This window comes from Pseudomonas sp. GW822-FHT02G04 (genome assembly GCF_058802085.1).
Genome location: NZ_JBXANU010000006.1, coordinates 163,643 through 189,335 on the forward strand (window position 1 = coordinate 163,643; position 25,693 = coordinate 189,335).

The 25,693-nt window shown below is 60.6% G+C and carries 22 protein-coding genes; 14 read left to right on the plus strand and 8 right to left on the minus strand.

The features are described from left to right. Window positions 1–32 precede the first annotated feature (32 nt). From amn to AC1RO5_RS10890, 3 genes are all read right to left on the minus strand, one after another. Entirely contained in the window at window positions 33–1,532 is a 1,500-nt protein-coding gene (amn, locus tag AC1RO5_RS10880; protein WP_018925774.1) for an AMP nucleosidase, read from the minus strand. A gap of 94 nt (window positions 1,533–1,626) precedes the next feature. Continuing rightward, a complete protein-coding gene (locus tag AC1RO5_RS10885) occupies window positions 1,627–3,276 on the minus strand; it encodes an acyl-CoA dehydrogenase family protein (protein ID WP_493174875.1) in 1,650 nt (549 codons plus the stop codon). Between the two features lie 75 nt (window positions 3,277–3,351). Continuing rightward, on the minus strand, window positions 3,352–5,733 hold the full coding sequence (locus AC1RO5_RS10890) for a 7TM diverse intracellular signaling domain-containing protein (protein ID WP_493174876.1): 2,382 nt from the start codon (window positions 5,731–5,733) through the stop codon (window positions 3,352–3,354). 428 nt (window positions 5,734–6,161) lie between these two features. Here AC1RO5_RS10890 and AC1RO5_RS10895 point away from each other — a divergent pair, with 428 nt between their 5' ends. From AC1RO5_RS10895 to AC1RO5_RS10910, 4 genes are all read left to right on the plus strand, one after another. Further along, entirely contained in the window at window positions 6,162–6,959 is a 798-nt protein-coding gene (locus AC1RO5_RS10895; RefSeq protein WP_019581334.1) for a hydroxymethylpyrimidine/phosphomethylpyrimidine kinase, read from the plus strand. Window positions 6,960–6,991: 32 nt separating this feature from the next. Continuing rightward, window positions 6,992–7,615 (plus strand): thiamine phosphate synthase, encoded by a 624-nt coding sequence (gene thiE, locus AC1RO5_RS10900; RefSeq protein ID WP_493174877.1) that lies wholly within the window; start codon window positions 6,992–6,994, stop codon window positions 7,613–7,615. A gap of 16 nt (window positions 7,616–7,631) precedes the next feature. Next, window positions 7,632–8,915 carry a glutamate-1-semialdehyde 2,1-aminomutase gene (hemL, locus tag AC1RO5_RS10905; RefSeq protein WP_018925769.1) on the plus strand — a complete coding sequence of 428 codons (1,284 nt, stop codon included), beginning with the start codon at window positions 7,632–7,634 and terminating at the stop codon, window positions 8,913–8,915. A 224-nt stretch (window positions 8,916–9,139) separates the two neighbouring features. Beyond that, entirely contained in the window at window positions 9,140–9,694 is a 555-nt protein-coding gene (locus tag AC1RO5_RS10910; protein ID WP_007937389.1) for a tetratricopeptide repeat protein, read from the plus strand. Between the two features lie 125 nt (window positions 9,695–9,819). On the opposite strand, the gene AC1RO5_RS10915 is transcribed toward AC1RO5_RS10910, so the two are convergent. Beyond that, window positions 9,820–10,149, minus strand: coding sequence for a DUF1820 family protein (locus AC1RO5_RS10915; RefSeq protein ID WP_003185742.1), 330 nt, complete (start codon window positions 10,147–10,149; stop codon window positions 9,820–9,822). 134 nt (window positions 10,150–10,283) lie between these two features. Between AC1RO5_RS10915 and miaB the strand changes: the two genes are divergently transcribed. The 5 genes from miaB (at window position 10,284) to lnt (ending at window position 15,735) form a co-directional block, all read left to right on the plus strand. Next, window positions 10,284–11,612, plus strand: a complete 1,329-nt coding sequence (gene miaB, locus AC1RO5_RS10920; RefSeq protein WP_018925767.1) for a tRNA (N6-isopentenyl adenosine(37)-C2)-methylthiotransferase MiaB — start codon at window positions 10,284–10,286, stop codon at window positions 11,610–11,612. 247 nt (window positions 11,613–11,859) lie between these two features. Continuing rightward, window positions 11,860–12,864, plus strand: a complete 1,005-nt coding sequence (locus tag AC1RO5_RS10925; RefSeq protein ID WP_493174878.1) for a PhoH family protein — start codon at window positions 11,860–11,862, stop codon at window positions 12,862–12,864. Beyond that, window positions 12,857–13,351 (plus strand): rRNA maturation RNase YbeY, encoded by a 495-nt coding sequence (ybeY, locus tag AC1RO5_RS10930; RefSeq protein ID WP_493174879.1) that lies wholly within the window; start codon window positions 12,857–12,859, stop codon window positions 13,349–13,351. The genes AC1RO5_RS10925 and ybeY overlap by 8 nt, the downstream gene beginning before the upstream one ends. A gap of 5 nt (window positions 13,352–13,356) precedes the next feature. Next, entirely contained in the window at window positions 13,357–14,196 is an 840-nt protein-coding gene (locus AC1RO5_RS10935) for a CorC family transporter (RefSeq protein WP_007909641.1), read from the plus strand. Between the two features lie 15 nt (window positions 14,197–14,211). Further along, complete coding sequence (gene lnt / locus AC1RO5_RS10940; RefSeq protein ID WP_493174880.1) at window positions 14,212–15,735, plus strand: apolipoprotein N-acyltransferase; 1,524 nt, start codon at window positions 14,212–14,214, stop codon at window positions 15,733–15,735. A gap of 34 nt (window positions 15,736–15,769) precedes the next feature. On the opposite strand, the gene AC1RO5_RS10945 is transcribed toward lnt, so the two are convergent. Further along, complete coding sequence (locus tag AC1RO5_RS10945; protein WP_493174881.1) at window positions 15,770–16,549, minus strand: YdcF family protein; 780 nt, start codon at window positions 16,547–16,549, stop codon at window positions 15,770–15,772. A gap of 106 nt (window positions 16,550–16,655) precedes the next feature. After that, window positions 16,656–16,976, minus strand: a complete 321-nt coding sequence (locus AC1RO5_RS10950) for a hypothetical protein (RefSeq protein ID WP_493174882.1) — start codon at window positions 16,974–16,976, stop codon at window positions 16,656–16,658. Between the two features lie 280 nt (window positions 16,977–17,256). Between AC1RO5_RS10950 and leuS the strand changes: the two genes are divergently transcribed. From leuS to AC1RO5_RS10975, 5 genes are all read left to right on the plus strand, one after another. Beyond that, a complete protein-coding gene (gene leuS, locus AC1RO5_RS10955) occupies window positions 17,257–19,863 on the plus strand; it encodes a leucine--tRNA ligase (protein ID WP_493174883.1) in 2,607 nt (868 codons plus the stop codon). Between the two features lie 90 nt (window positions 19,864–19,953). Beyond that, window positions 19,954–20,559, plus strand: a complete 606-nt coding sequence (locus AC1RO5_RS10960) for an LPS-assembly lipoprotein LptE (protein WP_493174884.1) — start codon at window positions 19,954–19,956, stop codon at window positions 20,557–20,559. 39 nt (window positions 20,560–20,598) lie between these two features. Further along, window positions 20,599–21,636 carry a DNA polymerase III subunit delta gene (gene holA / locus AC1RO5_RS10965; protein ID WP_007937416.1) on the plus strand — a complete coding sequence of 346 codons (1,038 nt, stop codon included), beginning with the start codon at window positions 20,599–20,601 and terminating at the stop codon, window positions 21,634–21,636. A 241-nt stretch (window positions 21,637–21,877) separates the two neighbouring features. After that, the gene (gene arfA / locus AC1RO5_RS10970) at window positions 21,878–22,042 is read left to right on the plus strand and encodes an alternative ribosome rescue factor ArfA (RefSeq protein WP_065908951.1); all 165 of its coding nucleotides are present in this window, start codon (window positions 21,878–21,880) and stop codon (window positions 22,040–22,042) included. 62 nt (window positions 22,043–22,104) lie between these two features. Continuing rightward, complete coding sequence (locus AC1RO5_RS10975) at window positions 22,105–23,427, plus strand: lytic murein transglycosylase (protein ID WP_493174885.1); 1,323 nt, start codon at window positions 22,105–22,107, stop codon at window positions 23,425–23,427. Between the two features lie 117 nt (window positions 23,428–23,544). Here AC1RO5_RS10975 and AC1RO5_RS10980 read toward each other — a convergent pair whose 3' ends face one another. Both AC1RO5_RS10980 and lipA read right to left on the minus strand, forming a co-directional pair. Continuing rightward, on the minus strand, window positions 23,545–24,495 hold the full coding sequence (locus tag AC1RO5_RS10980; protein WP_493174886.1) for a S66 peptidase family protein: 951 nt from the start codon (window positions 24,493–24,495) through the stop codon (window positions 23,545–23,547). A gap of 174 nt (window positions 24,496–24,669) precedes the next feature. Next, window positions 24,670–25,692 carry a lipoyl synthase gene (gene lipA, locus AC1RO5_RS10985; protein WP_007937422.1) on the minus strand — a complete coding sequence of 341 codons (1,023 nt, stop codon included), beginning with the start codon at window positions 25,690–25,692 and terminating at the stop codon, window positions 24,670–24,672. Window position 25,693: the final 1 nt, after the last annotated feature.

Below are 25,693 nucleotides of genomic sequence, written 5' to 3' on the forward strand. Positions count from 1 at the left end.
GTGCCCTGACCGTTAAATGACCATGAGAACAATCAGCGGAACGGCGGCTCGTCGAAGCTGCGCAGTTTGCGCGAGTGCAGCGAGTTGAGCTCGGTGCGCAACAGATCCACCGCCTCGATGCCGATCTTCAAGTGCTGGCTGACCGCGCGTTCATAGAACGCGTTGGCCGAACCCGGCAGTTTGATTTCGCTGTGCAGCGGTTTATCCGACACACAGAGCAGCGTGCCGTAGGGCACCCGCAAGCGATAACCCTGGGCCGCAATCGTGCCGCTTTCCATGTCCACCGCCACGGCGCGGGACAGGTTGATCAGCGGACGTTCCTGCGCCCAGCGCAGTTCCCAGTTACGGTCGTCGTAGGTCAACACGGTGCCGGTACGCAGGCGCTTCTTCAGTTCGTCGCCCTTTTCACCGGTGATGTTGGCCGCCGCTTGCTGCAACGCCAACTGCACTTCGGCCAAGGCCGGAATCGGAATGTTCGGCGGCACCACCCGGTCGAGAATCCCGTCGCGGCGCATGTAAGCGTGGGCCAGCACGTAATCGCCAATGGTCTGTGACTGACGTAAGCCGCCGCAGTGGCCGATCATCAGCCAGCAATGCGGACGCAGCACGGCCAAATGGTCGGTGATGTTCTTGGCGTTGGACGGGCCGACGCCGATGTTTACCAGGGTCACGCCATGGCCGTCGCTGGCGATCAGGTGATAGGCCGGCATCTGGTAACGATGCCAGACCACGCCCGCGGCAATCGCCGAGGCTTCGCCGTGGTCCATGCCCTTTTCGATAATCACATTGCCCGGCAACACCATGCGCACAAAACGCGGGTCTTTGCGCAGTTGCTCCAGGCCATGAACGATGAACTGGTCGACGTAGCGGTGGTAGTTGGTCAGCAGAATCCACGGCTGCACATGCCGCCAGTCGCTGCCGGTGTAGTGCACCAGTCGGCGCAGGGAGAAGTCCACCCGCGCGGCATCGAACAGGGCCAATGGCAGCGGGTCGGTGTTTTCCCAATCGTACAAGCCATCGGCGATGCCATCGGTGGCGGCCGACAGATCGGTACTCGGGAACACCCGCGCCAGCACCGCCGCCGTGACACCGGAGCCGGCCAGTTCATCGCCCTGCTCGACCACGTACGGATAAGGAATGTTCTGCTGGCTGACGCCGACTTCCACGGTCACGGTGAAGTCGTGCATCAACGGGACGAGTTGTTCCAGCAGGTATTTGCGGAAGGCTGCCGGATGAGTGACGGTGACGCTGTAGGTCCCCGGCAATTGAACCTTGGCATAGGCGCGAGTGGTCTGTGGGACTTCGCCCTGGCAGAGGTAGGTCAGACGCAACTCGGGATAACGAAACAGGGCACGCTGTTCAGCGTCCGGCTCGACGCGATCCTTGAGATAACGCTTGAGCGCCTGATTCAGCGCTGTGGTTGCACGCTCGTGCAAGACAGCAAGCCGGTCAACGGCTTGCTCGGCGGTTTGAACGACAATAAACGCTTCGGTCACGATCAGCTTCCTGTGTTCTGACTTGCAGACCTTCATCTTGCCTGCATCATCGCTTCACGGGAACAGTGAAAAAAGATCGCAGCCTTCACACGCCTGTAGGAGCTGCCGAAGGCTGCGATCTTTTCGCCCCTCAGAAGCCCTGCGGTGTTGACCGGGCGACTATCGCTTGCACATCCAGCCCACGTGGCAATGTTCCATACACCCGACCGGCCGAACCGAGGCGGCTGGCGATAAACGCATCGCTGACCGCCGCATTGCCAGCCTCCAGCAACAGCCTGGCCTGAAGCCCCAAGGCGATGTCTTCGGTGAGCTGGCGGGCGCGGTATTGAATGTCGTCGGTGTCCTTGAACGCCTTCTGCAACTGGCCGATGTGCGCGGCCAGGCGCTTGTCGCCATGACCATCGCCCAACTCGTTGAACAGCACATCGAGCACACCCGGCTCTTTCGACAGTGCTCGCAGCACGTCGAGGCATTGCACGTTGCCGGAACCTTCCCACGTCGAGTTGACCGGTGCCTCACGGTACAGTCGCGGCAAGATGCTTTCTTCGACGTAACCGGCGCCGCCCATGCATTCGGCCGCTTCGTTGATCATCGCGGGCGCGCGTTTGCAGATCCAGTACTTGCCCACTGCCGTCACCAATCGAGCGAATTTCGCTTCGTGCTCGTCATCCAGATGATCCAGAGCCCGGCCCATGCGCAGGCTCAACGCCAGGGCGGCTTCGCTTTCCAGGGCCAGGTCGGCCAGCACGTTTTGCATCAACGGTTGTTCGCTGAGCAACTTGCCACCGACCTTGCGGTGGGCGCAATGATGGCTGGCCTGGGTCAGGGCCTGGCGCATCAGCGCACTGGAACCGACCATGCAATCAAAACGGGTCATGGCGACCATTTCGATGATGGTCGGAACGCCCCGGCCCTCTTCGCCGACCATCCAGGCCAGGGCGCCACGAAACTCCACCTCGCTGGAGGCGTTTGACCAGTTGCCGAGTTTGTTTTTCAGGCGCTGTATGTAGAACTGATTGCGCGTGTCATCCGGACGATGACGCGGCAGCAGGAAGCAGGTCAGCCCTTTGTCGGTCTGGGCCAGGGTCAGGAAGGCGTCGCACATTGGCGCCGAGCAGAACCACTTGTGGCCCACCAGTTCATACGCCTGGCCCGGCCCTCCGGCACCTACCGGATACGCCTTGGTGGTGTTGGCCCGCACGTCGGTGCCGCCCTGTTTCTCGGTCATCGCCATGCCGATGGTGACCCCGGCCTTGTGGGCCATGCCAACATTGCGTGGGTCGTATTCGGTGGCGAGGATTTTCGGCAGCCATTGCCGGGCCAGATCCGCTTGCAGGCGCATCGCCGGGACGCTGGCGAAGGTCATGGTCAATGGGCAACCGCTGCCGGCTTCAGCCTGACTGTGCAGATACGTCATGGATGCGCGGGCCACATGGGCGCCCGGTTGCGGATCGGTCCAGGGCAACCCTGTCAGGCCATGCTCCACCGCCGTGCGCATCAACTGGTGATAAGCCGGATGAAATTCCACCAGGTCGATACGATGGCCGTAACGGTCATGGCTGACGAACACCGGTTTGTTCTGATTGGCCGCAAACCCGGCCTCCATCAGCGGCCCGCCGGCCAATGCGCCGTAAGCGTCGATCCGCGACTCGGCCCAACCAGCATCGAACCGCCGCGACCACTCCTGCAAAGGCAGGTCGATGCGATAGAGGTTGGTGCCGTCCAGCGATGGTGGCTGGTTGGTGACTTCGTGGGTTTCGGCGAACTGATGCAGGTTCATGACGGGGCTCCTTTGGTCAGCCAAGGGACTTTCAGTTAAGCACCGCCCCGAGGCCGAACAAAGTGGCATATCTGCCTAACTGTCGGCGCTTTCGCCTTGGCCAGAACAGAGCACCCGTCGATAGAGCGCTGCCTGCAAGTCCTCGAATTTCACCGGTTTGTTCAGGTAGTCGACCAAGGTATTGCTCGGGCAATGCACTCGGTCCGCACTCAGGGCAATCATGAACACGGGTAATTCGGCGCAACCCGGCAACGCGCGGATCCGACTGCAGATGGAGGCGCTGTCCACTGACGGCAACTGGCAATCGAACAGCACTGCGTCAACGGCTTCACACTGCAATTGATCGAGCGCAGCAAGGCCACTGTCAGCAGTGCGTACCCGGAAACCAAGCTTGAGCAACATACCGCGCATCACCAATTGATTGATGCTGTTGTCATCGACCAGCAATACCGTGCACTCCTGGGGCAAGCGCAGGCCGGTGGTTTGCCGGGTGATCGAGGGGGCGGGATCCACCACCGACAGCTCGAATTCGACGTCGAGCTGGAAGCGGCTTCCACGGCCCAGTTCCGAACGGTGGCTCAGGCGGCCACCGAGCAATTCGACCAACTGCCGACAGATCGCCAGGCCAACGCCAAGACCGCCGTACTCACGGGTCATCGAGCCGTCGAGCTGGAAGAAGCGCTGGTACAGCGTCGCCTCTCCCAAATCGGTAAAACCGATGCCGGTGTCGATCACCGCAAAAGACAGCGCCAGCCGACCGGGCTCCGCCGCCGGTTTACCCGTCACCCGCAGCGCCAGACCACCGACTCGGGTGAATTTGATTGCGTTGTCCAGCAAGCATTCCAGGCATTGCGCCAGCTTGCCGCTGTCGCCGAACAAACGATCCGGCAACCCGGGCGTTACCTCGACCTTGAAGTCCAACGACTTGCTCGACGCATTGCCATCGAACTGCCCGCGCAAAGACTCGACCACACTGCGCAAGCTGAACGTGTCCGGATAGACCTTGAGCTTGCCGGCCTGCAATTCGGTCAGGGTGAGGATGCCGTTGACCATGCGCATCATGTCCCGCGCCGAACCTGCCGCCGTTTGCTGATACTGCTCCAGCTCTGGGTTCATCTCGACGGTCTGCATCAGCTCCAGCGAACCGATCACACCGTTCATGGGCGTGCGCAGTTCGTGGGTCAACGTGGCGAGGAATTCGTCCTTGAGCCTGTTGCTGTGAGCCAGTTGCTGGTTCAGCACCTCAAGCTTCTGGCCGGCGTCGAACAACGTCTGTGCCTGTTGCTCGCGCATGGCGTTGATACGATCGGCCAGGGCCAGGGACAGCAACGCCACTTCAATCGCCGAGCCGATCTGGCTGGCGTACATGGTGAGGAACACGTTGGGCAAATACCCCAACACCATCATCGTGTTGACGACGCCACCGAGCAAAAATGCCGACCAGGCAATGATGAAGTAGCGCGCCACCCTCAAGCCACGCCACCAGGCGAAAATCCCGGCAGCGAAAATCACCACGGTAAAGACCAGTGCCAACGCCGTCGCCAGACGTAGGGCCAAGGCGTAACTGGTCATCAAAGACAACCCGACCACCAGCGCACTGAACGCGATCAGCGCCAATAGCACACGGTCCAGCCAGCGGCTGTGGGTGGCCGTCCGCAGGAAGCTGCGGGCAAACTGGCTGCCGAACAACCCCGAACAGCCGATGAAGAACGGCGTCGCGGCATTGGCCCACCACGGATTGTTCGGCCAGAAATACTCCACGGCCGCGCCGTTCACCGACAGCTGATACAAGCCGAACGAGGCGATGTAGACGATGTAATAGAGGTAGCTGGTATCGCGCACGCTGAGGAAGATGAACAGGTTGTAGACCAGCATCCCCAGCAACACGCCGTAAATCAGCCCCAGCACGTAGAGCCGCACCGGCTGCTCTTCAAGGTAAGCAGTGCTCGACCACAAGGTGACGGGCGCCTGAATCGAGCCTTCGCTTTGCAGACGCAGGTACACGGTTTGCGCCTGCCCGGGGGCAAAGTTCAGATCGAACAGATAGTTGTTCTGACGAATCTCGCGAGTGGCGAACGGCAGCGCATCGCCCGTCTGTCGGACCAATTGATAGTCACCGCCAGCATCGGGCAAGTACAAATCAAGGTGATCGAGGGGCGGATAGGCCAGCTCCAGCAGCCAGGTCCGTTGCGCCGACGGATTGGTCGGACGGTATTGCAGGTCGATTTTCAGCCAGAACACCGAACGCGAATAGCCGGCGTTGAGGGTGGCTTTATCGTGGGGTTTGAAGTGCCCGGCCGCGGCTTGTGCACGGACTTCGGCAATGGTCGCTTGACCGCCCGCGTCTTCATAAACCTGCATCGTTCGGCCCAGGGGAAGGCTCTGGGTGAACTCGTCGAATTCGACGGCGCTCGCCAGGAGGGGCAAGCACAGCAGCAACATCAGCAAATAGCGCATTTAAGCCCCAGCGTGGCCTGTCCGGTTCTGTCAGGAAGCCCCCCATTCCTTTTGAGTAGACGTAAAACCGGTATTACCTGTTATTGGTTTGGATCCACTCTAGCATAGCCGTTAGTGGCCATTGAACACCATTGAAATTTTTCCTACAAAGGCTCTAGAACGGGCGTTCCAGCGCAATGTATTGAGCTAGAGCTGTTGGCTTGGTCAGGATGAGACAATGTCCCGGCGAGTGGTGAACAACTGTGGCGAGGGAGCTTGCTCCCGTTGGGCTGCGTAGCGGCCCCTTTGCCTTCTGTCTGGAACACCGCGTCGGCAGGTTTACGACTGCTTCGCAGCCGAACGGGAGCAAGCCCCCTCGCCACAATGTATCGGCCGGACTGGACGTCGCAACACCCGAAAAAACATGTTTGGTGGTAAGCTCGCGCACCATGAATATCTACAGCTCTCGCCCCGTTGTCCTCTGTCTCTCCGGCCACGACCCAAGTGGTGGCGCCGGCTTGCAGGCAGATATCGAAGCCCTGCTTGCTCAGGGTTGCCATGCGGCTCCGGCCGTCACCGCCCTGACCGTGCAAGACACGGTCAACGTCACTGACTTCCGCGTGCTCGATCGCGAGTGGGTACTGGCCCAGGCCAATGCCGTGCTCAACGACTCCGAAGTCGCCGCCGTCAAACTGGGCATGCTCGGTTCCCTGGAAATGGTCGACACCGTGGTCGAACTGCTTTCAGCGCACCCACATCTGCCTGTGGTCTGCGACCCGGTGCTGCGCGCCGGCGGTGGCGGACGACTGGGCAAGGACGAAGTCGGCTACGCCATGCGCGAACGCTTGCTGCCGCTGTCGATCATCGCCACCCCTAACCTTCCCGAAGCCCGCATCCTCGCCGAACTGCCCGAAGGCACCGCCGACGAGTGCGCGGAAAAACTCCTGCCATTCGTCAAACACCTGCTGATCACCGGCGGCCATGGCGACGAACACGAAATCCACAACCGCCTGTACAGCCGCGACGGTCGCCGCGAAACCTTTACCTGCCAGCGCCTGCCCGGCAGCTATCACGGTTCCGGTTGCACGTTGGCCAGCGCCCTCGCCGGTCGTCTGGCCCAGGGTGAACACCTCGCCAGTGCCGTACAGAGCGCGCTTGACTACACTTGGCGCACCCTGCGAGATGCGGAACAACTGGGCAAAGGCCAGTTCGTGCCCCGCCGTCTGCCGCTGGATTTCTGTTCGTAACTTTCGATGCGTAAAGCGCAGAGGCTTGTCCGATGAAACTACGTGGCCTGTACGCCATTACCGACAGCCAGTTACTGGCCGGTAAATTTCTTTCGTACGTGGAGGCGGCGCTCGAAGGCGGCGTCACCCTGCTGCAATACCGCGACAAAAGCAGCGACGAGGCCCGCCGCCTGCGCGAGGCTGAGGCCCTGCGCGATCTGTGCGATCGCTACAAGACCCAGCTGATCATCAACGACGACGCCGAACTGGCCGCGCGCCTGAATGTCGGCGTGCACCTGGGCCAGACCGATGGCCCGCTGATGCCGGTGCGAGCACTGCTCGGGCGTCAGGCGATCATCGGCTCGACCTGCCATGCGCAACTCGAACTTGCCGAACAAGCCGCCAATGAAGGTGCCAGTTACGTCGCTTTCGGCCGTTTCTTCAATTCCAACACCAAGCCCGGCGCACCGACGTGCAGCCTCGACTTGCTTGACCAGGCCCGCAGCAAACTGCACCTGCCGATCTGTGCGATCGGCGGCATCACCCTGGACAACGCCGCCCCGCTGGTGGCCCACGGGATCGATCTGCTGGCGGTGGTGCATGGCCTGTTTGGCGCCGAGAGCACTGCTGAAGTTACACGTCGCGCCCGCGCCTTTAACGAATTGTTCAAATCCTGATTTTGAGAGCCAAATAATGTCTCGTTCCGAAACCCTGTTTGCCAATGCCCAGAAACACATCCCCGGAGGCGTGAACTCGCCGGTTCGTGCGTTCAAGAGCGTTGGCGGCACGCCGTTGTTCTTCAAACACGCCGAAGGCGCCTACGTCACCGACGAAGACGACAAGCGTTATGTGGATTACGTCGGTTCCTGGGGCCCGATGATTCTCGGCCACAGCCACCCGGACGTGCTGGACGCGGTGCGTAAACAGCTTGAGCACGGATTGTCCTACGGCGCCCCGACCGCGATGGAAACCGAGATGGCCGATCTGGTCTGCTCGATCGTGCCATCGATGGAAATGGTGCGCATGGTCAGCTCCGGCACCGAAGCGACCATGAGTGCGATCCGTCTGGCCCGTGGTTTCACCGGTCGCGACAGCATCATCAAATTCGAAGGCTGCTACCACGGCCACTCCGACAGCCTGCTGGTCAAGGCCGGTTCCGGCGCACTGACCCAAGGCGTACCGAGCTCGGCCGGTGTACCGGCGGCATTCGCCAAGCACACTCTGACCCTGCCGTTCAACGACATCGACGCGGTAGAAGCCATGCTCGCCGAAGTCGGCCAGGACGTGGCGTGCATCATCGTCGAACCGGTGGCCGGCAACATGAACTGCGTACCGCCGGCACCGGGTTTCCTCGAAGGCCTGCGGACCCTGTGCGACAAGCACGGCGTGGTGCTGATTTTCGACGAAGTGATGACCGGTTTCCGTGTCGCCCTCGGCGGTGCCCAAGCCTATTACGGCGTAACACCGGACCTGAGCACCTTCGGCAAGATCATCGGTGGCGGCATGCCGGTAGGCTGCTTCGGCGGCAAACGCAAAATCATGGAACACATCGCGCCACTGGGCCCGGTCTACCAGGCTGGTACCTTGTCGGGCAACCCGCTGGCGATGGCGGCTGGCCTGACCACGCTGCGCCTGATCAGTCGTCCCGGTTTCCACGCCGAGCTGAGCGACTACACCAGCCGCCTGCTCGATGGCCTGCAACAGCGCGCCGATGCCGCTGGCATTCCGTTCGTGACCACTCAGGCCGGCGGCATGTTCGGTCTGTACTTCAGCGGCGCCGACGACATCGTCACCTTCGATGACGTCATGGCCAGCGATGCGAACCTGTTCGGGCGCTTCTTCCACCTGATGCTCGAGGGCGGCGTGTACCTGGCGCCGAGCGCCTTCGAAGCCGGCTTCACCTCGATCGCCCACGGCGAAACCGAGTTGAAACTGACGCTGGACGCCGCCGAGCGTGCCTTCGCCGCACTGAAGTAAAGCTACGACGCTGACGTTGGCGATTGCCAGCGTCAGCTTTCACCTACATCCGCAGCCTTTTTCCTGGTCATCTGCCAATAATCCCCCGCAAAGTGGGTGATATAGTCCCCGCGCAGCAGAAAAACGAGTAAAGACTTTGTAAGGTTGGCCCTGCTTATTTCATAATGCGCGCTTATTGGATCCCTCGACGGGTCCGCGCGCCCCTCAGAGGTAAGTCGATTCCCATGAACCGCACCGGCCGCACCCTTGCATTGGGCTGCCTGTTGCTCCTTCAGCCCCTGCTCGCGCTCGCACAAGCAGGCGGCAACTCGTTGTTGATCCCAGCGATGGGTCGCTGCACCCTCAATACTCAGCCGCAAGACCTGACGCAAGCGCTCGCCGCCTGCCAGAAAGCGTCGGATGAAGGGGATGCGCAAGCGCAATACGAGTTGGGTGAGTTCTACTACGAAGGCAAAAACGCGCCGCGCGACCTCAATAAAGCCCTGAGTTACTTCGAAAAGGCCTCGCTGCAAGGTCATGCCCAGGCGCAATTCAAACTCGGCACCATGTTCTTCCATGGCGAAGGCGTACCGGCCAATAACGTTCAGGCGTATATCGTGCTGAAAATGGCCGCGGTCAACGGCGCCGAAGAGGCACTGGACACCGCCGACGAAGTCGCCGAAAAAATGCCTCGCGAAGACCTGGAAGTTGCTACCCAGGTGCTAGGGCAAATTTTCCGTAAATACCTGATGGAATTGCAGAGCGCCGACGGGCGTACGCCGTTTTCGCCACTTCCCTGAATTGCCGGATCCGATAGTTCCCACGCTCTGCGTGGGAATTCATCCCGTGACGCTCCGCGTCACCGACGCAGAGCGTCGAAGGCGGCATTCCCACGCAGAGCGTGGGAACGATCAAAACCTGCTGCTTACTTCTCAGGCATCGGCATCGGAAACGGCATGACATTGCCGACCGCGCCGCGGGCTTCGCTGATTTTAGGCGTGCCGAGGCGTTCGACCTCGTCAATGCGCACAATCGAATGCATCGGCACAAAACTGCGCACAACGCCTTCGAACTGAGCCTTGAGTTTTTCTTCGCTCGGATCGACGACCACTTGCGTGCGCTCGCCAAAGACGAACTCTTCCACTTCCAGAAAGCCCCACAGATCACTTTGATAGATCTGCTTGGCGTACATTTCGAACACCTGGCCTTGGTTGAGGAAAATCACCTTGTAGATTGGAGCTTCACGTTTGGTCATGGTGGGCGGGTAACACATCGGGGATAAAAATGAGGGCGCGAACTATAGCATAGCCACCGGACGCGCAACGGTAGGAACCTTGGGACATGTTCCCTATAATGCGCGGTTCTTTGAATCACGTGATGAATCTTTCCATGGCCAAGAAGCTTTACATCGAAACCCACGGTTGCCAGATGAACGAGTACGACAGCTCGCGCATGGTCGATCTGTTGGGTGAACATCAGGCCCTGGAAGTCACTGCCCGCGCTGAAGACGCCGACGTGATCCTGCTCAACACCTGCTCAATCCGCGAACGCGCCCAGGACCGGGTGTATTCCCAGCTCGGCCGCTGGCGCGAACTGAAACTGGCCAATCCGGAAATGGTTATCGCCGTCGGCGGTTGCGTGGCCAGTCAGGAAGGCGCAGCCATACGTGATCGCGCTCCGTATGTCGACGTGGTGTTCGGCCCGCAGACCCTGCACCGCCTGCCGGAAATGATCGACGCCGCGCGCGCTACCAAACTGCCGCAAGTCGACGTCTCGTTCCCGGAAATCGAAAAATTCGACCATTTGCCCGAACCACGCATCGATGGACCGAGCGCTTACGTGTCGGTCATGGAAGGCTGCAGCAAGTACTGCACCTTCTGCGTGGTGCCTTATACACGCGGTGAAGAAGTCAGCCGGCCGTTCGACGACGTGATCGCCGAGATCATCCACCTGGCCGAAAACGGCGTGCGCGAAGTGACCCTGCTGGGGCAAAACGTCAACGGCTATCGCGGGACCACTCACGATGGTCGCCTGGCCGACCTGGCGGAATTGATCCGGGTGGTCGCCGCTGTCGATGGCATCGACCGGATTCGCTACACCACTTCGCACCCGCTGGAGTTCTCCGACAGCCTGATCCAGGCCCACGCCGACGTGCCGGAACTGGTAAAACACCTGCACTTGCCGGTGCAATCGGGCTCCGACCGGATCCTCGCGGCGATGAAGCGCAACCACACCGCGCTGGAGTACAAGTCCAAACTGCGCAAATTGCGGGCCGCCGTGCCAGGGATCTGCATCAGCTCGGACTTCATCGTCGGCTTCCCGGGTGAGACCGAGAAAGACTTTGAACAGACCATGAAACTGATCGAAGACGTCGGTTTCGACTTCTCCTACTCGTTCGTCTACAGCCAACGCCCAGGCACCCCTGCTGCCGATCTGGCCGACGAAACGCCGGAAGAACTGAAAAAAGAACGCCTGAATGCCCTGCAACATCGCCTGAACCAGCAAGGGTTCGAGATCAGCCGACAAATGGTGGGCTCCATTCAGCGGATTCTGGTCACCGATTATTCGAAAAAAGACCCTGGCGAACTGCAGGGGCGCACCGAGAATAACCGTATCGTCAACTTCCGCTGCGACAATCCGACCCTGATCGGCCAGTTCGCCGACGTGCACATCGACGCCGCGCAACCGCACTCGCTGCGGGGCTCGTTGATCCAATAACAGCAGGCCAGAGAGCCTTTGTGGCGAGGGAGCTTGCTCCCGCTCGGTTGCGAAGCAGCCGCAAACCAGACACCTCGATCATCCTGAAAGATTGAGGCTGGATAATTTGGGAGCGCTTCGCACTCCAGCGGGAGCAAGCTCCCTCGCCACAGTTATCCAGTGAGACTGCTTTAAGAGCTTTCGCACCCAGGCGACTGGCGTTATCCTTTATTTCATCAATATTGCCCCAGGGCGGCTAAATACGACCTTGAACGCACCCATAGAACCACATCGCTTCATCCTCGAGCCTTTTGAAGCTCGCCGCTTCGCCAATCTGTGCGGGCAATTCGACGAGCATCTGCGCTTGATCGAACAGCGCCTGACCATCGAGATCCGCAACCGCGGAAACCAGTTCGAACTGATCGGCGAGCCCAAACACACCACCTCCGCGGAAAACCTCCTGCGCCGCCTGTACCGGGAAACCAAGGGTACCGAGCTGTCGACGGACATGGTTCACCTGTTCCTGCAGGAATCGGCCGTCGAGGAACTGGACAACCACTCCCCCGCCGAACCGTCCGTCGCCTTGCGCACCAAAAAAGGCATGATTCGCCCTCGCGGCTTGAATCAGCTGCGCTACGTGAAGGAAATCCTCGGTAACGACATCAACTTCGGCATCGGCCCCGCCGGTACCGGCAAGACCTATCTGGCTGTTGCCTGCGCGGTAGACGCACTGGAACGCGAGCAGATTCGTCGCATTCTGTTGGTGCGTCCGGCGGTTGAAGCGGGTGAAAAACTCGGCTTCCTGCCCGGCGACCTGTCGCAAAAAATCGACCCGTACCTGCGCCCGCTCTACGACGCACTCTACGAAATGCTCGGTTTCGAATACGTCGCCAAGCTGATCGAGCGTCAGGTGATCGAAGTCGCGCCGCTGGCCTACATGCGCGGCCGCACGCTGAACAACAGCTTCATCATCCTCGACGAAAGCCAGAACACCACCGTCGAACAGATGAAAATGTTCCTGACCCGGATCGGCTTTGGTTCCACGGCGGTCATCACCGGTGACATCACCCAGGTCGACCTGCCACGCGGCACCAAGTCCGGGTTGCATCATGTGATCGAAGTGCTCAAGGACGTTCCGGGCATCAGCTTCACCCACTTCCAGCCCAAGGACGTGGTGCGCCATCCGCTGGTGCAACGCATTGTCGAGGCGTACGAGCGCTTCGAAAATCGCGCTGCCGATGCCGCGCCAAAGGACACCCCACGCGATGCTTGAGCTTGATCTGCAACTGGCGAGCGACGCACCTGCCCCGACTGAAGCCGAGTTCCGGAAATGGTGTGAACTGGCCCTGCGCCAGCGCACCGCCGACTCCGAGCTGACCATTCGTCTGGTCGACGAAGAAGAAGGCCGCGAACTCAATCACACCTGGCGGCAGAAGGATTACGCCACCAACGTGCTGTCATTCCCGGCCGACGTGCCGGACGAGTTGCTGGATATCCCGTTACTGGGAGATCTGGTGATCTGCATTGCCGTGGTCGAGCGCGAAGCCGCCGAACAAGGCAAGGCACTCAACGCCCATTGGGCGCATCTGGTCATTCACGGCTGCTTGCATCTGCTTGGTTACGACCATATAGATGACGACGAAGCCGAAGAAATGGAAGCACTGGAACGAACGTTGCTTGCAGAACTGGGTCATCCGGACCCTTATGCGGACGACGAAACAGACACATCCCCTATCGTTACAACAAAGGATTCAGAGTAATCGCTATGAGCGAAGATCGATCGAGCAACGGGCAGAAGTCTTGGCTGGGTAAGCTCACCCAGGCTTTTGCCCACGAGCCGAAGAACCGCCAGGAGCTGCTGGAGCTGCTGCGCGATGCACACCAAAACAAGTTGCTGGACAGCGAAGCGCTGGCCATCGTCGAAGGCGCCATCCAGGTTGCAGACCTGCAAGTACGGGACATCATGGTCCCGCGCTCGCAGATGATCAGCATCAAGGCGACCCAGACACCTCGCGAGTTCCTGCCCGCCGTGGTCGACTCGGCCCACTCCCGCTACCCGGTGATCGGCGAAAGCCACGATGACGTGATGGGCGTGCTGCTGGCCAAGGACTTGCTGCCGTTGATCCTCAAGGAGAACGGCGACAGCTTCAACATCAAGGACCTGCTGCGCCCGGCCACCTTCGTGCCCGAGTCCAAGCGCCTGAATGTGCTGCTGCGCGAGTTCCGCGCCAACCATAACCACATGGCCATTGTCATTGACGAATACGGCGGCGTGGCTGGCCTTGTGACCATCGAAGACGTGCTCGAACAGATCGTCGGCGACATCGAAGACGAGCATGACGTCGAAGAAGACAGCTACATCAAGCCGCTGCCCAGCGGTGACTTCCTGATCAAGGCCCTGACGCCGATCGAGAACTTCAACGAGTTCTTCGACAGCGAATTCTCCGACGACGAATTCGACACCGTCGGCGGTCTGGTGATGAGCGCGTTCGGGCACTTGCCAAAACGCAACGAAATCACCGAAATCGGCGCCTATCGCTTCCGCATCCTGAACGCTGACAGCCGTCGGATTCATTTGCTGCGTTTGACACCAATCGCCCGGTAAAAATTAAGGAAAGAAATGCGCTGGATGACCCGCCCCGGCTGGCCCGGTAATCTGCTGGCCGTGGCGGCCGGTGCACTCACCACCCTGGCCTTGGCGCCATTCGATATCTGGCCGCTGGCATTGCTGGCGGTCGGTTTCTTTTACGCCGGTTTGCGCGAACTGAGCCCCCGTCAGGCCTTGGGCCGTGGCTGGTGTTTCGGTTTCGGCCTGTTTGCCGGCGGAACCAGCTGGATCTACTACAGCATTCACAACTTCGGCGGCGCCTCGGTGTTGCTGGCCGGGTTCTTGATGCTGCTCTTCACCGCAGCGATTGCCTGGTTCTTCGCCCTGCCCGCCTGGATTTGGGCGCGCTGGCTGCGCCGTAACGAAGCGCCGCTGGCTGATGCCCTGGCGTTTGCGGCGTTGTGGGTGGGCCAGGAAGCCTTTCGCGGCTGGTTCCTCACCGGCTTCCCATGGCTCTATTCCGGTTACAGCCAGCTCGACGGCCCATTGGCCGGGCTCGCGCCGGTCGGCGGGATGTGGCTGATTTCCTTCGCGCTGGCCCTGACCGCCGCGCTGATCTACAACGCACCGCGCCTGATTCGCACCGCTCGCAAGGGCTTTATTGCCGCTGGCGTGTTGCTGCTGGCCGGCCCTTGGGTGATCGGCATGGCGCTCAAGGAACACGCCTGGACCAGCCCTTCGGGTGCGCCGCTGAGCGTCGCAGCGATTCAGGGCAACATCGAACAAAGCATGAAATGGGACCCCTCGCAGATCAACGCGCAGCTGGCGCTTTACCGCGACATGAGTTTCAGCTCCAAACCCGTCGACCTGCTGATCTGGCCGGAAACAGCGGTCCCGGTGCTCAAGGAGTCCGCCGAGGGCTACCTGAACATGATGGGCAGCTTCGCGGCAGAGCGTAAATCTGCGCTGATTACCGGCGTGCCGATTCGCCAGGAAGTCCGTCACGAGAAACGTTACTTCAACGGCATTACCGTGGTTGGTGAAGGCGATGGCACTTACCTGAAGCAGAAACTGGTGCCATTCGGCGAATACGTTCCGTTGCAGGAAGTCTTGCGCGGCCTGATCGCGTTCTTCGACCTGCCGATGTCCGACTTTGCCCGTGGGCCGGCCGATCAACCGCTGCTACAGGCCAAGGGCTATCAGATTGCGCCGTACATCTGCTACGAAGTGGTCTACCCGGAATTCGCCGCCGGCCTCGCCGCCCGCAGCGATTTGCTGCTGACCATCAGCAACGACACCTGGTTCGGCACCTCGATCGGCCCATTGCAACACTTGCAGATGGCGCAGATGCGCGCCCTTGAGGCCGGCCGCTGGATGATCCGCGCCACCAACAACGGCGTGACCGGTCTGATCAACCCGTTTGGTCAGATCACTGCCCGGATCCCGCAATTCGAACGCGGGATTCTGTACGGCGAAGTGGTGCCAATGCATAACCTGACGCCGTATCTGCAATGGCGTTCGTGGCCGTTGATCATCGTTTGTGTGCTGTTGTTTGGCTGGGCGTTGATGGCCAACCGGATGGCGAAGACCGTTTAACCCAGGCCTGGTGATCATTCCCCTGCGGGAATGATCACTCCTCAACAGGCTCGCCTCGATAGAACATCCAATACCCGACCTGCCCCACGAGCTCATTCATCAACTGCCCCGATTGCCAGATCGATTTGAATTCCGGCATCCAGCCACCCAGTGGCCGCGCATTGTCCACGCCTAAAAACCCCACCGGCGCCGGCACCACCTCAAATCCGGCCTGCTCAAAGCTCCAGACCGCCCGCGGCATATGCCACGCCTGAGTCACGACCACCACCCGTTTGATCCCCTGCGGCAACAATACCTGGGCGCTGAACTGCGCGTTTTCCCAGGTTGTGCGGCTGCGCCCTTCCTGCCAGCGTACCGTCACGCCAAAATCATCGAGCAACGAATCCGCCATCAGCTGCGCTTCAGTCGGCGGTGTCCCGTAATGCAGGCCGCCGCTGGCCAGAATCGGCAAACCGGAAACCTTGGCCAGACGTGCGGCATAGCGCTCGCGCCCAAGACCTACGCCGGTGGGCTGGTCGACGCCCCAGGCCAGGTCGCCACGCTCACGCCCCGAACCCAGCACCACGATCGCGTCGGCGCGCTGGCCCAGGGTGGCCCATTCTTCGCGTACGAGCGGCGGCTCGCGCTCCAGAGCTCTGGCAGTCCACTCCACCATCACTGGCAGGCTCATCAACCAGAAGCCGCCCACACCCATAACAAAGCACACTCCCGCCAGCCTCGGCCTTGAGCGGCGCCACCACCAGGCGAGTACCAGTAACAGCAAAAGAACGCCGGGCGGCAATAGAAGTTGTTTAATGAAATAACGAAAAGGCATCGGGCATCTCCATAGATGCCCGAAGCCTAAGTGGGTTGACGCAATGCGACAACAAATGCGGAAGGACTTTGTTTCAAAAAACCATAAGGCATGGTTTCAAGTGTCCTTACTTGAACTGCAGAGACCGGACCTTTACCGCGCCTCCGCCGGGTGTCTTATCCTTGAGCCAGAGGATCTTGGCCGTACGTGGTGCCTCGAGTTGCTTCACTGCTGCTGACAAGCATCCGTGCGTTTCACGTTCACTGCGGTCCAGATAGGCCTTGACCAGTTCAAACTCTGCGGGGGTCAAACCACGCAGTTCCAGCTCCAGGGGACGCTCGTCGCGAAGCCGTCCAGCGGTTTTGGCCGCGTCCAAGGCCATTGCGAGACGGTCGATCAGTCTTTCGTACAACTCCGGTTTTGTAGCTTTTTGCTGTGAATCAACCATCCATCACCTCATTGAAGATAAGACTCTCTCCCCATTTAGAGCTTAGCTTCGCTGAAAAAACCGGCTGAGCGCCGCGACCAACGGCCCTTGGGGCGGGAATTGGCCGCGCCCTTGCGTGTAATCAGGGTTTCCCTCGGTAGAGTGCCGTCATGTATGCTACGGCGCTTCCTGTAACTCCACTTCCAGCTCGCCTGGGCAGCGAAACGCCGATTTGGCGTCATCATCGTCCAGCGTTGCATTGAAGAGGATTAGGCCACCCCTATTCAGTTCAAAAGTAGCCATGCACGAACAATATCAGCCCCGTGAAATCGAAGCCGCCGCCCAGTCGTTCTGGGACGAGCAAAAGTCCTTTGAAGTCAGTGAACAGCCAGGCAAGGAGACTTTCTACTGCCTGTCGATGTTCCCTTACCCCAGCGGCAAGCTACACATGGGGCACGTGCGCAACTACACCATCGGCGACGTGATCTCCCGCTACCAGCGCATGCAAGGCAAGAACGTCCTGCAACCCATGGGTTGGGACGCCTTCGGCATGCCGGCGGAAAACGCCGCGATGAAAAACAACGTAGCGCCCGCCAAGTGGACCTACGAAAACATCGCCTACATGAAAAGCCAGCTGCGCAGCCTGGGCCTGGCGGTGGACTGGTCGCGCGAAGTGACCACCTGCAAGCCCGATTACTACCGCTGGGAACAATGGCTGTTCACTCGCCTGTTCGAAAAAGGCGTGATTTACAAAAAAAGCGGCACCGTGAACTGGGACCCGGTCGACCAGACCGTTCTGGCCAACGAGCAAGTGATCGACGGTCGCGGCTGGCGTTCCGGCGCGCTGATTGAAAAGCGCGAAATCCCGATGTACTACTTCAAGATCACCGCTTACGCGGATGAGCTGCTGGAGAGCCTCGACGAACTGACTGGCTGGCCTGAACAGGTCAAGACCATGCAGCGCAACTGGATCGGCAAATCCCGCGGCATGGAAGTGCAGTTCCCGTACGACGTCGCTTCCATCGGTGAAGCCGGCGCGCTGAAAGTCTTCACCACCCGTCCGGATACTTTAATGGGAGCGACTTACGTCGCCGTGGCCGCCGAGCACCACCTGGCCACCCTGGCCGCGCAGAACAACCCTGAGCTGCAAGCGTTCATCGCTGAATGCAAGGGCGGCAGCGTTGCTGAAGCCGACGTCGCCACTCAAGAGAAAAAAGGCCTGCCGACCTCGCTGTTCGTCGAGCACCCGCTGACCGGTGAGAAACTCCCGGTATGGGTCGCCAACTACGTGCTGATGCACTACGGCGATGGCGCGGTCATGGCTGTTCCGGCCCACGACGAGCGCGATTTCGAGTTCGCCACCAAGTACAACCTGCCGATCAAATCCGTGGTGCGCACCAGCTCCGGTGACACCAACCCGGCCCCGTGGCAGGACGCTTACGGCGAGTACGGCACGCTGATCAACTCCGGTGAGTTCGACGGCCTCGACTTCGCAGGCGCTTTCGACGCCATCGAAGTCGCACTGATCAAGAAAAACCTCGGTGCCTCGCGCACCCAGTTCCGCCTGCGCGACTGGGGCATCAGCCGTCAACGCTACTGGGGCTGCCCGATCCCGATCATCCACTGCAATACTTGTGGTGATGTGCCGGTCCCGGAAGATCAACTGCCTGTCGTGCTGCCGGAAGACGTGGTACCGGACGGTGCTGGTTCGCCATTGGCGCGCATGCCCGAGTTCTACGAGTGCGCTTGCCCGAAATGCGGCGCACCGGCCAAGCGTGAAACTGACACCATGGACACCTTCGTCGAGTCCTCGTGGTACTACGCCCGCTACGCCTCGCCGCACTTTGAAGGCGGCCTGGTAGAAAAGCCGGCGGCCGACCACTGGTTGCCGGTGGATCAGTACATCGGCGGCATCGAACACGCGATTCTTCACCTGCTCTACGCGCGCTTCTTCCACAAGCTGATGCGCGACGAAGGCCTGGTGAGCTCCAACGAGCCGTTCAAGAATCTGCTGACCCAGGGCATGGTGATCGCCGAGACTTACTATCGTCGCGAAGCCAACGGCGCCTACACCTGGTTCAACCCGGCGGACGTCGAACTCGAACGCGACAGCAAGGCCAAGGTCATTAGCGCCAAGCTGATCGCAGACGGTCTGCCGGTGGAAATCGGTGGCACCGAGAAGATGGCCAAGTCAAAGAACAACGGCGTTGACCCACAGTCGATGATTGACCAGTTCGGCGCAGACACCTGCCGCCTGTTCATGATGTTCGCCTCGCCACCTGACATGAGCGCGGAATGGTCCGATTCCGGAGTAGAAGGCTCGCACCGCTTCCTCAAGCGCGTCTGGCGCCTGGCTCAAGCGCACGTCACTCAGGGCCTGCCGGGCAAACTGGATGTCGCCAGCCTGAACGACGAGCAGAAAGCCATTCGGCGTTCGATCCACCAGGCCATCAAGCAGGCCAGCCACGACGTCGGCCAGAACCACAAATTCAACACCGCCATCGCCCAGGTGATGACGCTGATGAACGTGCTGGAAAAAGCCCCGCAAGGCACCGAACAGGATCGCGCGCTGATTCACGAAGGCCTGGAAACCGTGACTCTGCTGCTGGCCCCGATCACCCCGCACATCAGCCACGAGCTGTGGCATCGCCTGGGCCACGCCGACCCGGTGATCGACGCTGGTTGGCCGGTGCTGGACGAAAGCGCCCTGGTACAGGACAGCCTGCAACTGGTTATTCAAGTGAATGGCAAGCTGCGCGGCCACATCGAAATGCCGGCCAGCGCCAGCCGCGAAGAAGTCGAAGCCGCCGCACGGGCTAACGAAAACGTCCTGCGCTTCGTCGATGGCCTGACTATTCGCAAAGTGATCGTAGTGCCCGGGAAACTGGTCAATATCGTCGCCAGCTAAAAATTGGATCGGGCGCCAGGTGAGCCTGGCGCCGAGTAAAACCTTTCGGGCCGTTTGACCGGCCCACATGGTTTCAAGGGGAGCAACAAGATGATCAAACGCAATTTGCTGGTGATGGGCCTCGCAGTCCTGCTGAGCGCCTGCGGTTTCCACCTGCGTGGCACCGGCACCACCGAACTGGCGATCAAGGAACTCGACCTGAGCGCCCGCAATGCCTACGGCGAAACCGTGACACAATTGCGTCAGGTACTGGAAAGCAGCGGCGTCCGGGTCTACACCGGCGCACCTTACAAACTGGTGCTGACCGATGAGCAGGAAAGCCAGCGCATCCTCAGCTATGCCGGTGCCGGCCGTACTGGTGAGTACCAGGTGAACACCGTGCTCAATTACGACATCCGTGGTCAGGGTGACCTGCCACTGCTGAGCGACAAGCTTGAAGTGCAGAAGGTGTTCATCCACGACGGCAACAACCTGGTGGGCTCCGACCAGGAAGCCAACGATGCCCGCAAGGACATTCGTCGTGAACTGGTTCAACGCATGATGCTGCGTCTGCAACAGCTCACCCCGACTCAGTTGGACCAGCTGCAACAGACCGCCGACGCCCGGGCCAAGGCTGAAGCCGCCGCGCTGGAAGCGGCGCAGAAGGCTGAAGCGGAGACTCCGCGTCAGTCGCCTGTCGAACTGCCACGGCAGTAAGACTTACGGGGCGCTCAGGCGCCCCGTTCGCCTCTTCTTATGAAACTCGCCCCCGCCCAACTCGGCAAACACCTGCAAGGCGCTCTTGCGCCGGTCTACATCATCAGTGGCGATGACCCACTGCTGTGCCAGGAAGCCGCCGACGCCATTCGCGCCGCTGCTCGCCAACAAGGTTTCGATGAACGCCAGGTCTTCGCCGCCGACGCCAGTTTCGACTGGGGTACGCTGCTGCAGGCTGGTGCAAGCATGTCGCTGTTCGCCGAAAAACGTCTTCTGGAACTGCGTTTGCCCTCCGGCAAACCTGGCGACAAAGGCGCCGCCGCGCTTATCGAGTACTGCTCGCGCCCGGCAGAAGACACGCTGCTGCTGATCAGCCTGCCCAAGCTTGATGGCAGTGCGCAGAAAACCAAGTGGGGCAAGGCGCTGGTCGAAGGTCCGCAGACCCAGTTCGTGCAGATCTGGCCCGTGGACACCAACCAGTTGCCGAGCTGGATTCGTCAACGACTGTCCCAGGCCGGGCTTTCCGCCAGCCAGGACGCCGTCGAACTGATCGCCGCTCGGGTCGAAGGCAACTTGCTGGCTGCCGCCCAGGAAATCGAAAAGCTCAAGCTGATGGCCGAAGGTGGTCAGATCACCGTCGAAACCGTGCAAGCGGCAGTGGCCGACAGCGCGCGCTTCGACGTCTTCGGCTTGACCGACGCGATCCTCAACGGCGAAGCCGCTCATGCCCTGCGCATGCTCGAAGGGCTGCGCGGCGAAGGCGTTGAACCGCCGGTGATTCTCTGGGCGCTGGCCCGTGAACTGCGCCTGCTGGCCAACCTGTCGCTGCAATACAGCCAGGGCGTGCCGCTGGACAAAGCCTTCAGCCAGGCCCGGCCACCGGTCTGGGACAAGCGCAAACCGCTGATGAGCAAGGCACTGCAACGCTACTCGGCGCAACGCTGGGCGCAATTGCTGCTTGAAGCACAGCGCATCGACGCGCAGATCAAAGGCCAGGCGGCGGGTTCGCCGTGGATGAGTTTGAGCCGGTTGACGTTGTTGATGGCCGGGCAGAGATTGTCGTTGCCTGCCGAATAACCTGTACCAACCTCTGTGGCGAGGGAGCTTGCTCCCGCTGGGTTGCGAAGCGCCCCTAAAACCAATCACCGCGCGTCTTCAGATGTTCCTCGGCTACCAGTTTCACGACTGCTACGCAGCCGAGCGGGAGCAAGCTCCCTCGCCACAGGTATCATTTCCTACACAATGTAGGGACTAGACAGAACCCCAACTTCGGCCGATGATTTGCCCCGCAAAATCCACTCACTTGCGAGAGATCATCATGAGCAAAAAGCCATCCAGGCATGGCCCCAACAAGGCCAAATCCATCATCGCCCAGCCACTGTTCCGCAGCCGTCAGGAACGAGCCGGCAAGGGCAAAGGCAGCTACCGCCGCGAAGCCTTCCAGTCTAACAGCTGGGAGGCTTCTTACTTTCTGGCGGCCTGAAAGGCAAGCCATCGCTCAACATGTTAAGGTCTGCACCTGATTCGTATCCTCTGGACCTGTGCATGCCCCTTTGTCTTTCCCGTCGTTGGCACCTTCGCCAATTGATCGCTGCCTCCAGCCTCATTCTGCTTGTCGCCTGCGCGGAAAAACCCACCGCCGCCGACGCCCAGCCGCTTCAGACCCGCACCGTTGCCACGGCCCCTGCGGTCATTCCGCCGGTGGTTCCGACCGGTGAGAATCTCGACATCCAGCCAACCCAGACCTTTGCCGAATGGCAGGCGGGTTTTCGCAAAGACGCCCTCGCCGCCGGCATTCGCGCCGACCTGTTCGACCGCGCCTTTGCCAATGTCAGCCTGGACGCCAGCGTGATCCGTGCCGACCGCAGCCAGCCGGAGTTTACTCGCCCGGTGTGGGAATACCTCGATGGCGCGCTGTCGCCGTTGCGGGTGCGCAAAGGTCAGGCACTGGTCAGCCAGTACGCCGATATCCTGCAAAGCATCGAACAGCGCTATGGCGTCGACCGTCAGGCACTGGTCGCGGTGTGGGGCATGGAGAGTAACTTCGGTCAGTTCCAGGGCAACAAGTCTGTGATCAACTCCCTGGCAACCCTGGCCTATGAAGGTCGACGCCCAGGCTTTGCTCATGCGCAGCTGATCGCTGCCCTGCAAATCCTGCAACAGGGCGATATCGAACCCGAGAAGATGCTTGGTTCCTGGGCTGGCGCCATGGGCCAGACCCAGTTTATCCCGACCACCTACAACACCCACGCCGTAGACTTCGACGGCGATGGCCGTCGTGACATCTGGAACAGCTCCGCCGATGCGCTGGCCTCGACCGCGCACTACCTGCAAAGCTCCGGCTGGCAGAAAGGCCAGCCGTGGGGCTTCGAAGTACAACTGCCGAGCAGCTTCAATTACGTCCTGGCCGATGGCGCGATTCGCAAAAGTGTCGCCGAGTGGCAGCAACTGGGGGTTACCCTGCCCAATGGTGTCCAGGCTCCGGCCGGTTCCGAACACCTGTCGGCCGCCCTGCTCCTGCCGGCAGGTTATCGCGGCCCGGCATTCCTGATCTTCGATAACTTCCGCGCAATCCTCAAGTACAACAACTCTTCGTCCTACGCCTTGGGCGTGAGCCTGTTGTCCGAGCGTTTCAATGGCGGTGGCCTGATCAACGGTCTATGGCCAAAAGACGACTTGCCGCTGAGCCGTACCGAGCGAATCGAGCTGCAAACCCTGCTGAGCGCCCGGAACTATGACGCCGGCACCCCAGACGGCATCATCGGCGCCAATACCCGTAAAGCAATCCGCAGCGCGCAGCAGTCGTTTGGCTGGCCGGCGGATGGGTATCCGACGCACAAGTTGCTCGAAGGTCTGCGGAACCGCTAAAAGCTTCGCGGGCAAGCCTCGCTCCTACAGTATCTGGTTCACCATGATTTTCACGGTGACACAAACCCTGTAGGAGCGAGGCTTGCCCGCGAAGACTGACTGTCAGGCAATAACGATCTAACGCTTGATCACCACATCCTGCTCCAGCACCAACGTCTTGCTCCCCGCATCCAGCCTGACCAGCGCCCCCATCGGTAACGTCAGGTTCGGGTCGCAATGCCCGCTGCGCCACCCCGCCAGCACGGGTATGCGCAACGACGCGAAGGTCTGCTTGAGCAAGCCCTCCAGCGCGATTGTGTCCACACCCGCCACATCCCCCACCAGAACCCCGCGCAACTTGTGCAACGTGCCGGCCAGACGCAAATGGGTCAGCAGCCGGTCGATGCGATACAACGGCTCGTTGATGTCTTCGATAAACAGAATGGCGCCCTCGGCATCGATCTCGTAAGGCGTGCCCATAGTCGCGGCGATCATCGACAGATTGCCCCCCAGCAAACGCCCGTGAGCGATGCCTGGCGAGACGGTCGTCAACGGATAGGCCACCGGGTGCGCCAGTACGCTGTCCGCCGTCACCTGCCCGCGCAACATATTGAAAAACGAGGACTCGGTGGGTTTCTGCTTGTCACCCAGCAGGTCAGCATTGAGCATCGGACCGTGAAACGTCACGAAACCCGCATAACGGCTGATAGCCAGATGCAGCGCAGTGACGTCGCTGTAGCCGATGAACGGTTTGGCATTGTTGCGCAGTAACTCGAAATCGATACGATCGAGCAAACGCGGCGTACCGTAACCGCCACGCAAACAGATGATGGCGTCGACCTCGCTGTCGGTAAATGCCGCGTGCAAGTCATTGAGCCGCACATCGTCGCTGCCGGCCAGGTAGCCGTCATTCTCGTAAACGCCGGGGAACACTCGCAGCGAATAGCCGCGAGCGCGCATCCAGGCAATCGCTTTATCGGTGTCCAGGGCAGCGGGGCCGGCAGGTGCGATGACGCCGATCAGCCCTGCAGGCGGCAAGGCCGGAACAGGGACGTGAGGACAAAGGGTGTGGGTCGGTCGAGCAGTCATCCATGATTCTCCCTGTGTGAATGCTTCAGCACACAGTAGTCAGGAACGGAAATAAACAAAAGAGGGTCAGTCGCACCACGGCTTGCAGGAAAAGACTGAAGAGGATGTGGGCACCGCCAATGAAAACGCCCGCAAGGCCTGACCTTGCGGGCGTGTTCTTTTCTCAGCGCGGAATCAGGACGACATCAACTCGGCCTTGACCAGCTTCGCCTGCTCGTCGGCGTGGTACGAGGAGCGTACCAGCGGACCGGAAGCGACGTTCTTGAAGCCCATCTTGTAACCTTCCTCGGCAAACCAGGCGAAGGTGTCCGGGTGCACGAAGCGCTGGACCGGCAAGTGGCTGCGGGATGGTTGCAGGTACTGGCCCAGGGTCAGCATGTCGATGTCGTGTTCGCGCATGCGCTTCATGACTTCGATGACTTCTTCGTCTGTCTCGCCCAGACCCAGCATCAGGCCAGACTTGGTCGGAATGTGCGGCATCATCTGCTTGAAGCGTTGCAGCAGGGTCAGCGACCACTGGTAATCCGACCCCGGACGCGCAGCCTTGTACAGGCGCGGCACGGTTTCCAGGTTGTGGTTAAACACATCCGGCGGCTCGGCGGCGGTGATTTCCAGCGCGATGTCCATACGGCCACGGTAGTCCGGGACCAGGGTTTCGAGCTGTACGTTCGGCGACAGTTTGCGGATTTCGCGGATGCAGTCGGCAAAGTGCTGGGCACCGCCGTCACGCAGGTCGTCGCGGTCTACCGAGGTGATGACCACGTATTTCAGTTTCAGGTCGGCGATGGCAATGGCCAGGCTTTCAGGCTCGTTCACGTCCAGTGGCTTCGGACGGCCGTGGCCAACGTCGCAGAACGGGCAGCGACGGGTGCAGATGTCGCCCATGATCATGAAGGTCGCGGTGCCGCCGGAGAAGCACTCGCCCAGGTTCGGGCAGGATGCTTCTTCGCAAACGCTGTGCAGCTTGTGCTTGCGCAGCAGGGCCTTGATGCGGTCGACCTCCGGGGAAACCGGGATGCGCACGCGAATCCAGTCGGGTTTCTTCGGTAGTTCGGTGGTCGGGATGATCTTCACCGGGATGCGTGCAACCTTCTCGGCGCCGCGCAGCTTGACGCCGGCTTCAACCTTGGCACGCGGGGCCGGACGCTCGGTGACATCGAGCGTCGGGATCATGGTTTGCACTGCATCAGTAGTCATA

Bases quoted from the DNA above. Each gene is read 5' to 3' on its own strand.
- AC1RO5_RS10950 (WP_493174882.1), bottom strand. From the start codon at position 16,976: ATGGTTGATTCACAGCAAAAAGCTACAAAACCGGAGTTGTACGAAAGA.
- AC1RO5_RS10960 (WP_493174884.1), top strand. From the start codon at position 19,954: ATGATCAAACGCAATTTGCTGGTGATGGGCCTCGCAGTCCTGCTGAGC.
- AC1RO5_RS10975 (WP_493174885.1), top strand. From the start codon at position 22,105: ATGCCCCTTTGTCTTTCCCGTCGTTGGCACCTTCGCCAATTGATCGCT.
- AC1RO5_RS10885 (WP_493174875.1), bottom strand. From the start codon at position 3,276: ATGAACCTGCATCAGTTCGCCGAAACCCACGAAGTCACCAACCAGCCA.
- AC1RO5_RS10890 (WP_493174876.1), bottom strand. From the start codon at position 5,733: ATGCGCTATTTGCTGATGTTGCTGCTGTGCTTGCCCCTCCTGGCGAGC.
- leuS (WP_493174883.1), top strand. From the start codon at position 17,257: ATGCACGAACAATATCAGCCCCGTGAAATCGAAGCCGCCGCCCAGTCG.
- lnt (WP_493174880.1), top strand. From the start codon at position 14,212: ATGCGCTGGATGACCCGCCCCGGCTGGCCCGGTAATCTGCTGGCCGTG.
- ybeY (WP_493174879.1), top strand. From the start codon at position 12,857: ATGCTTGAGCTTGATCTGCAACTGGCGAGCGACGCACCTGCCCCGACT.
- AC1RO5_RS10945 (WP_493174881.1), bottom strand. From the start codon at position 16,549: ATGCCTTTTCGTTATTTCATTAAACAACTTCTATTGCCGCCCGGCGTT.
- AC1RO5_RS10915 (WP_003185742.1), bottom strand. From the start codon at position 10,149: ATGACCAAACGTGAAGCTCCAATCTACAAGGTGATTTTCCTCAACCAA.
- AC1RO5_RS10910 (WP_007937389.1), top strand. From the start codon at position 9,140: ATGAACCGCACCGGCCGCACCCTTGCATTGGGCTGCCTGTTGCTCCTT.
- miaB (WP_018925767.1), top strand. From the start codon at position 10,284: ATGGCCAAGAAGCTTTACATCGAAACCCACGGTTGCCAGATGAACGAG.
- AC1RO5_RS10895 (WP_019581334.1), top strand. From the start codon at position 6,162: ATGAATATCTACAGCTCTCGCCCCGTTGTCCTCTGTCTCTCCGGCCAC.
- holA (WP_007937416.1), top strand. From the start codon at position 20,599: ATGAAACTCGCCCCCGCCCAACTCGGCAAACACCTGCAAGGCGCTCTT.
- arfA (WP_065908951.1), top strand. From the start codon at position 21,878: ATGAGCAAAAAGCCATCCAGGCATGGCCCCAACAAGGCCAAATCCATC.
- amn (WP_018925774.1), bottom strand. From the start codon at position 1,532: ATGAAGGTCTGCAAGTCAGAACACAGGAAGCTGATCGTGACCGAAGCG.
- AC1RO5_RS10980 (WP_493174886.1), bottom strand. From the start codon at position 24,495: ATGACTGCTCGACCGACCCACACCCTTTGTCCTCACGTCCCTGTTCCG.
- AC1RO5_RS10935 (WP_007909641.1), top strand. From the start codon at position 13,357: ATGAGCGAAGATCGATCGAGCAACGGGCAGAAGTCTTGGCTGGGTAAG.
- hemL (WP_018925769.1), top strand. From the start codon at position 7,632: ATGTCTCGTTCCGAAACCCTGTTTGCCAATGCCCAGAAACACATCCCC.
- lipA (WP_007937422.1), bottom strand. From the start codon at position 25,692: ATGACTACTGATGCAGTGCAAACCATGATCCCGACGCTCGATGTCACC.
- thiE (WP_493174877.1), top strand. From the start codon at position 6,992: ATGAAACTACGTGGCCTGTACGCCATTACCGACAGCCAGTTACTGGCC.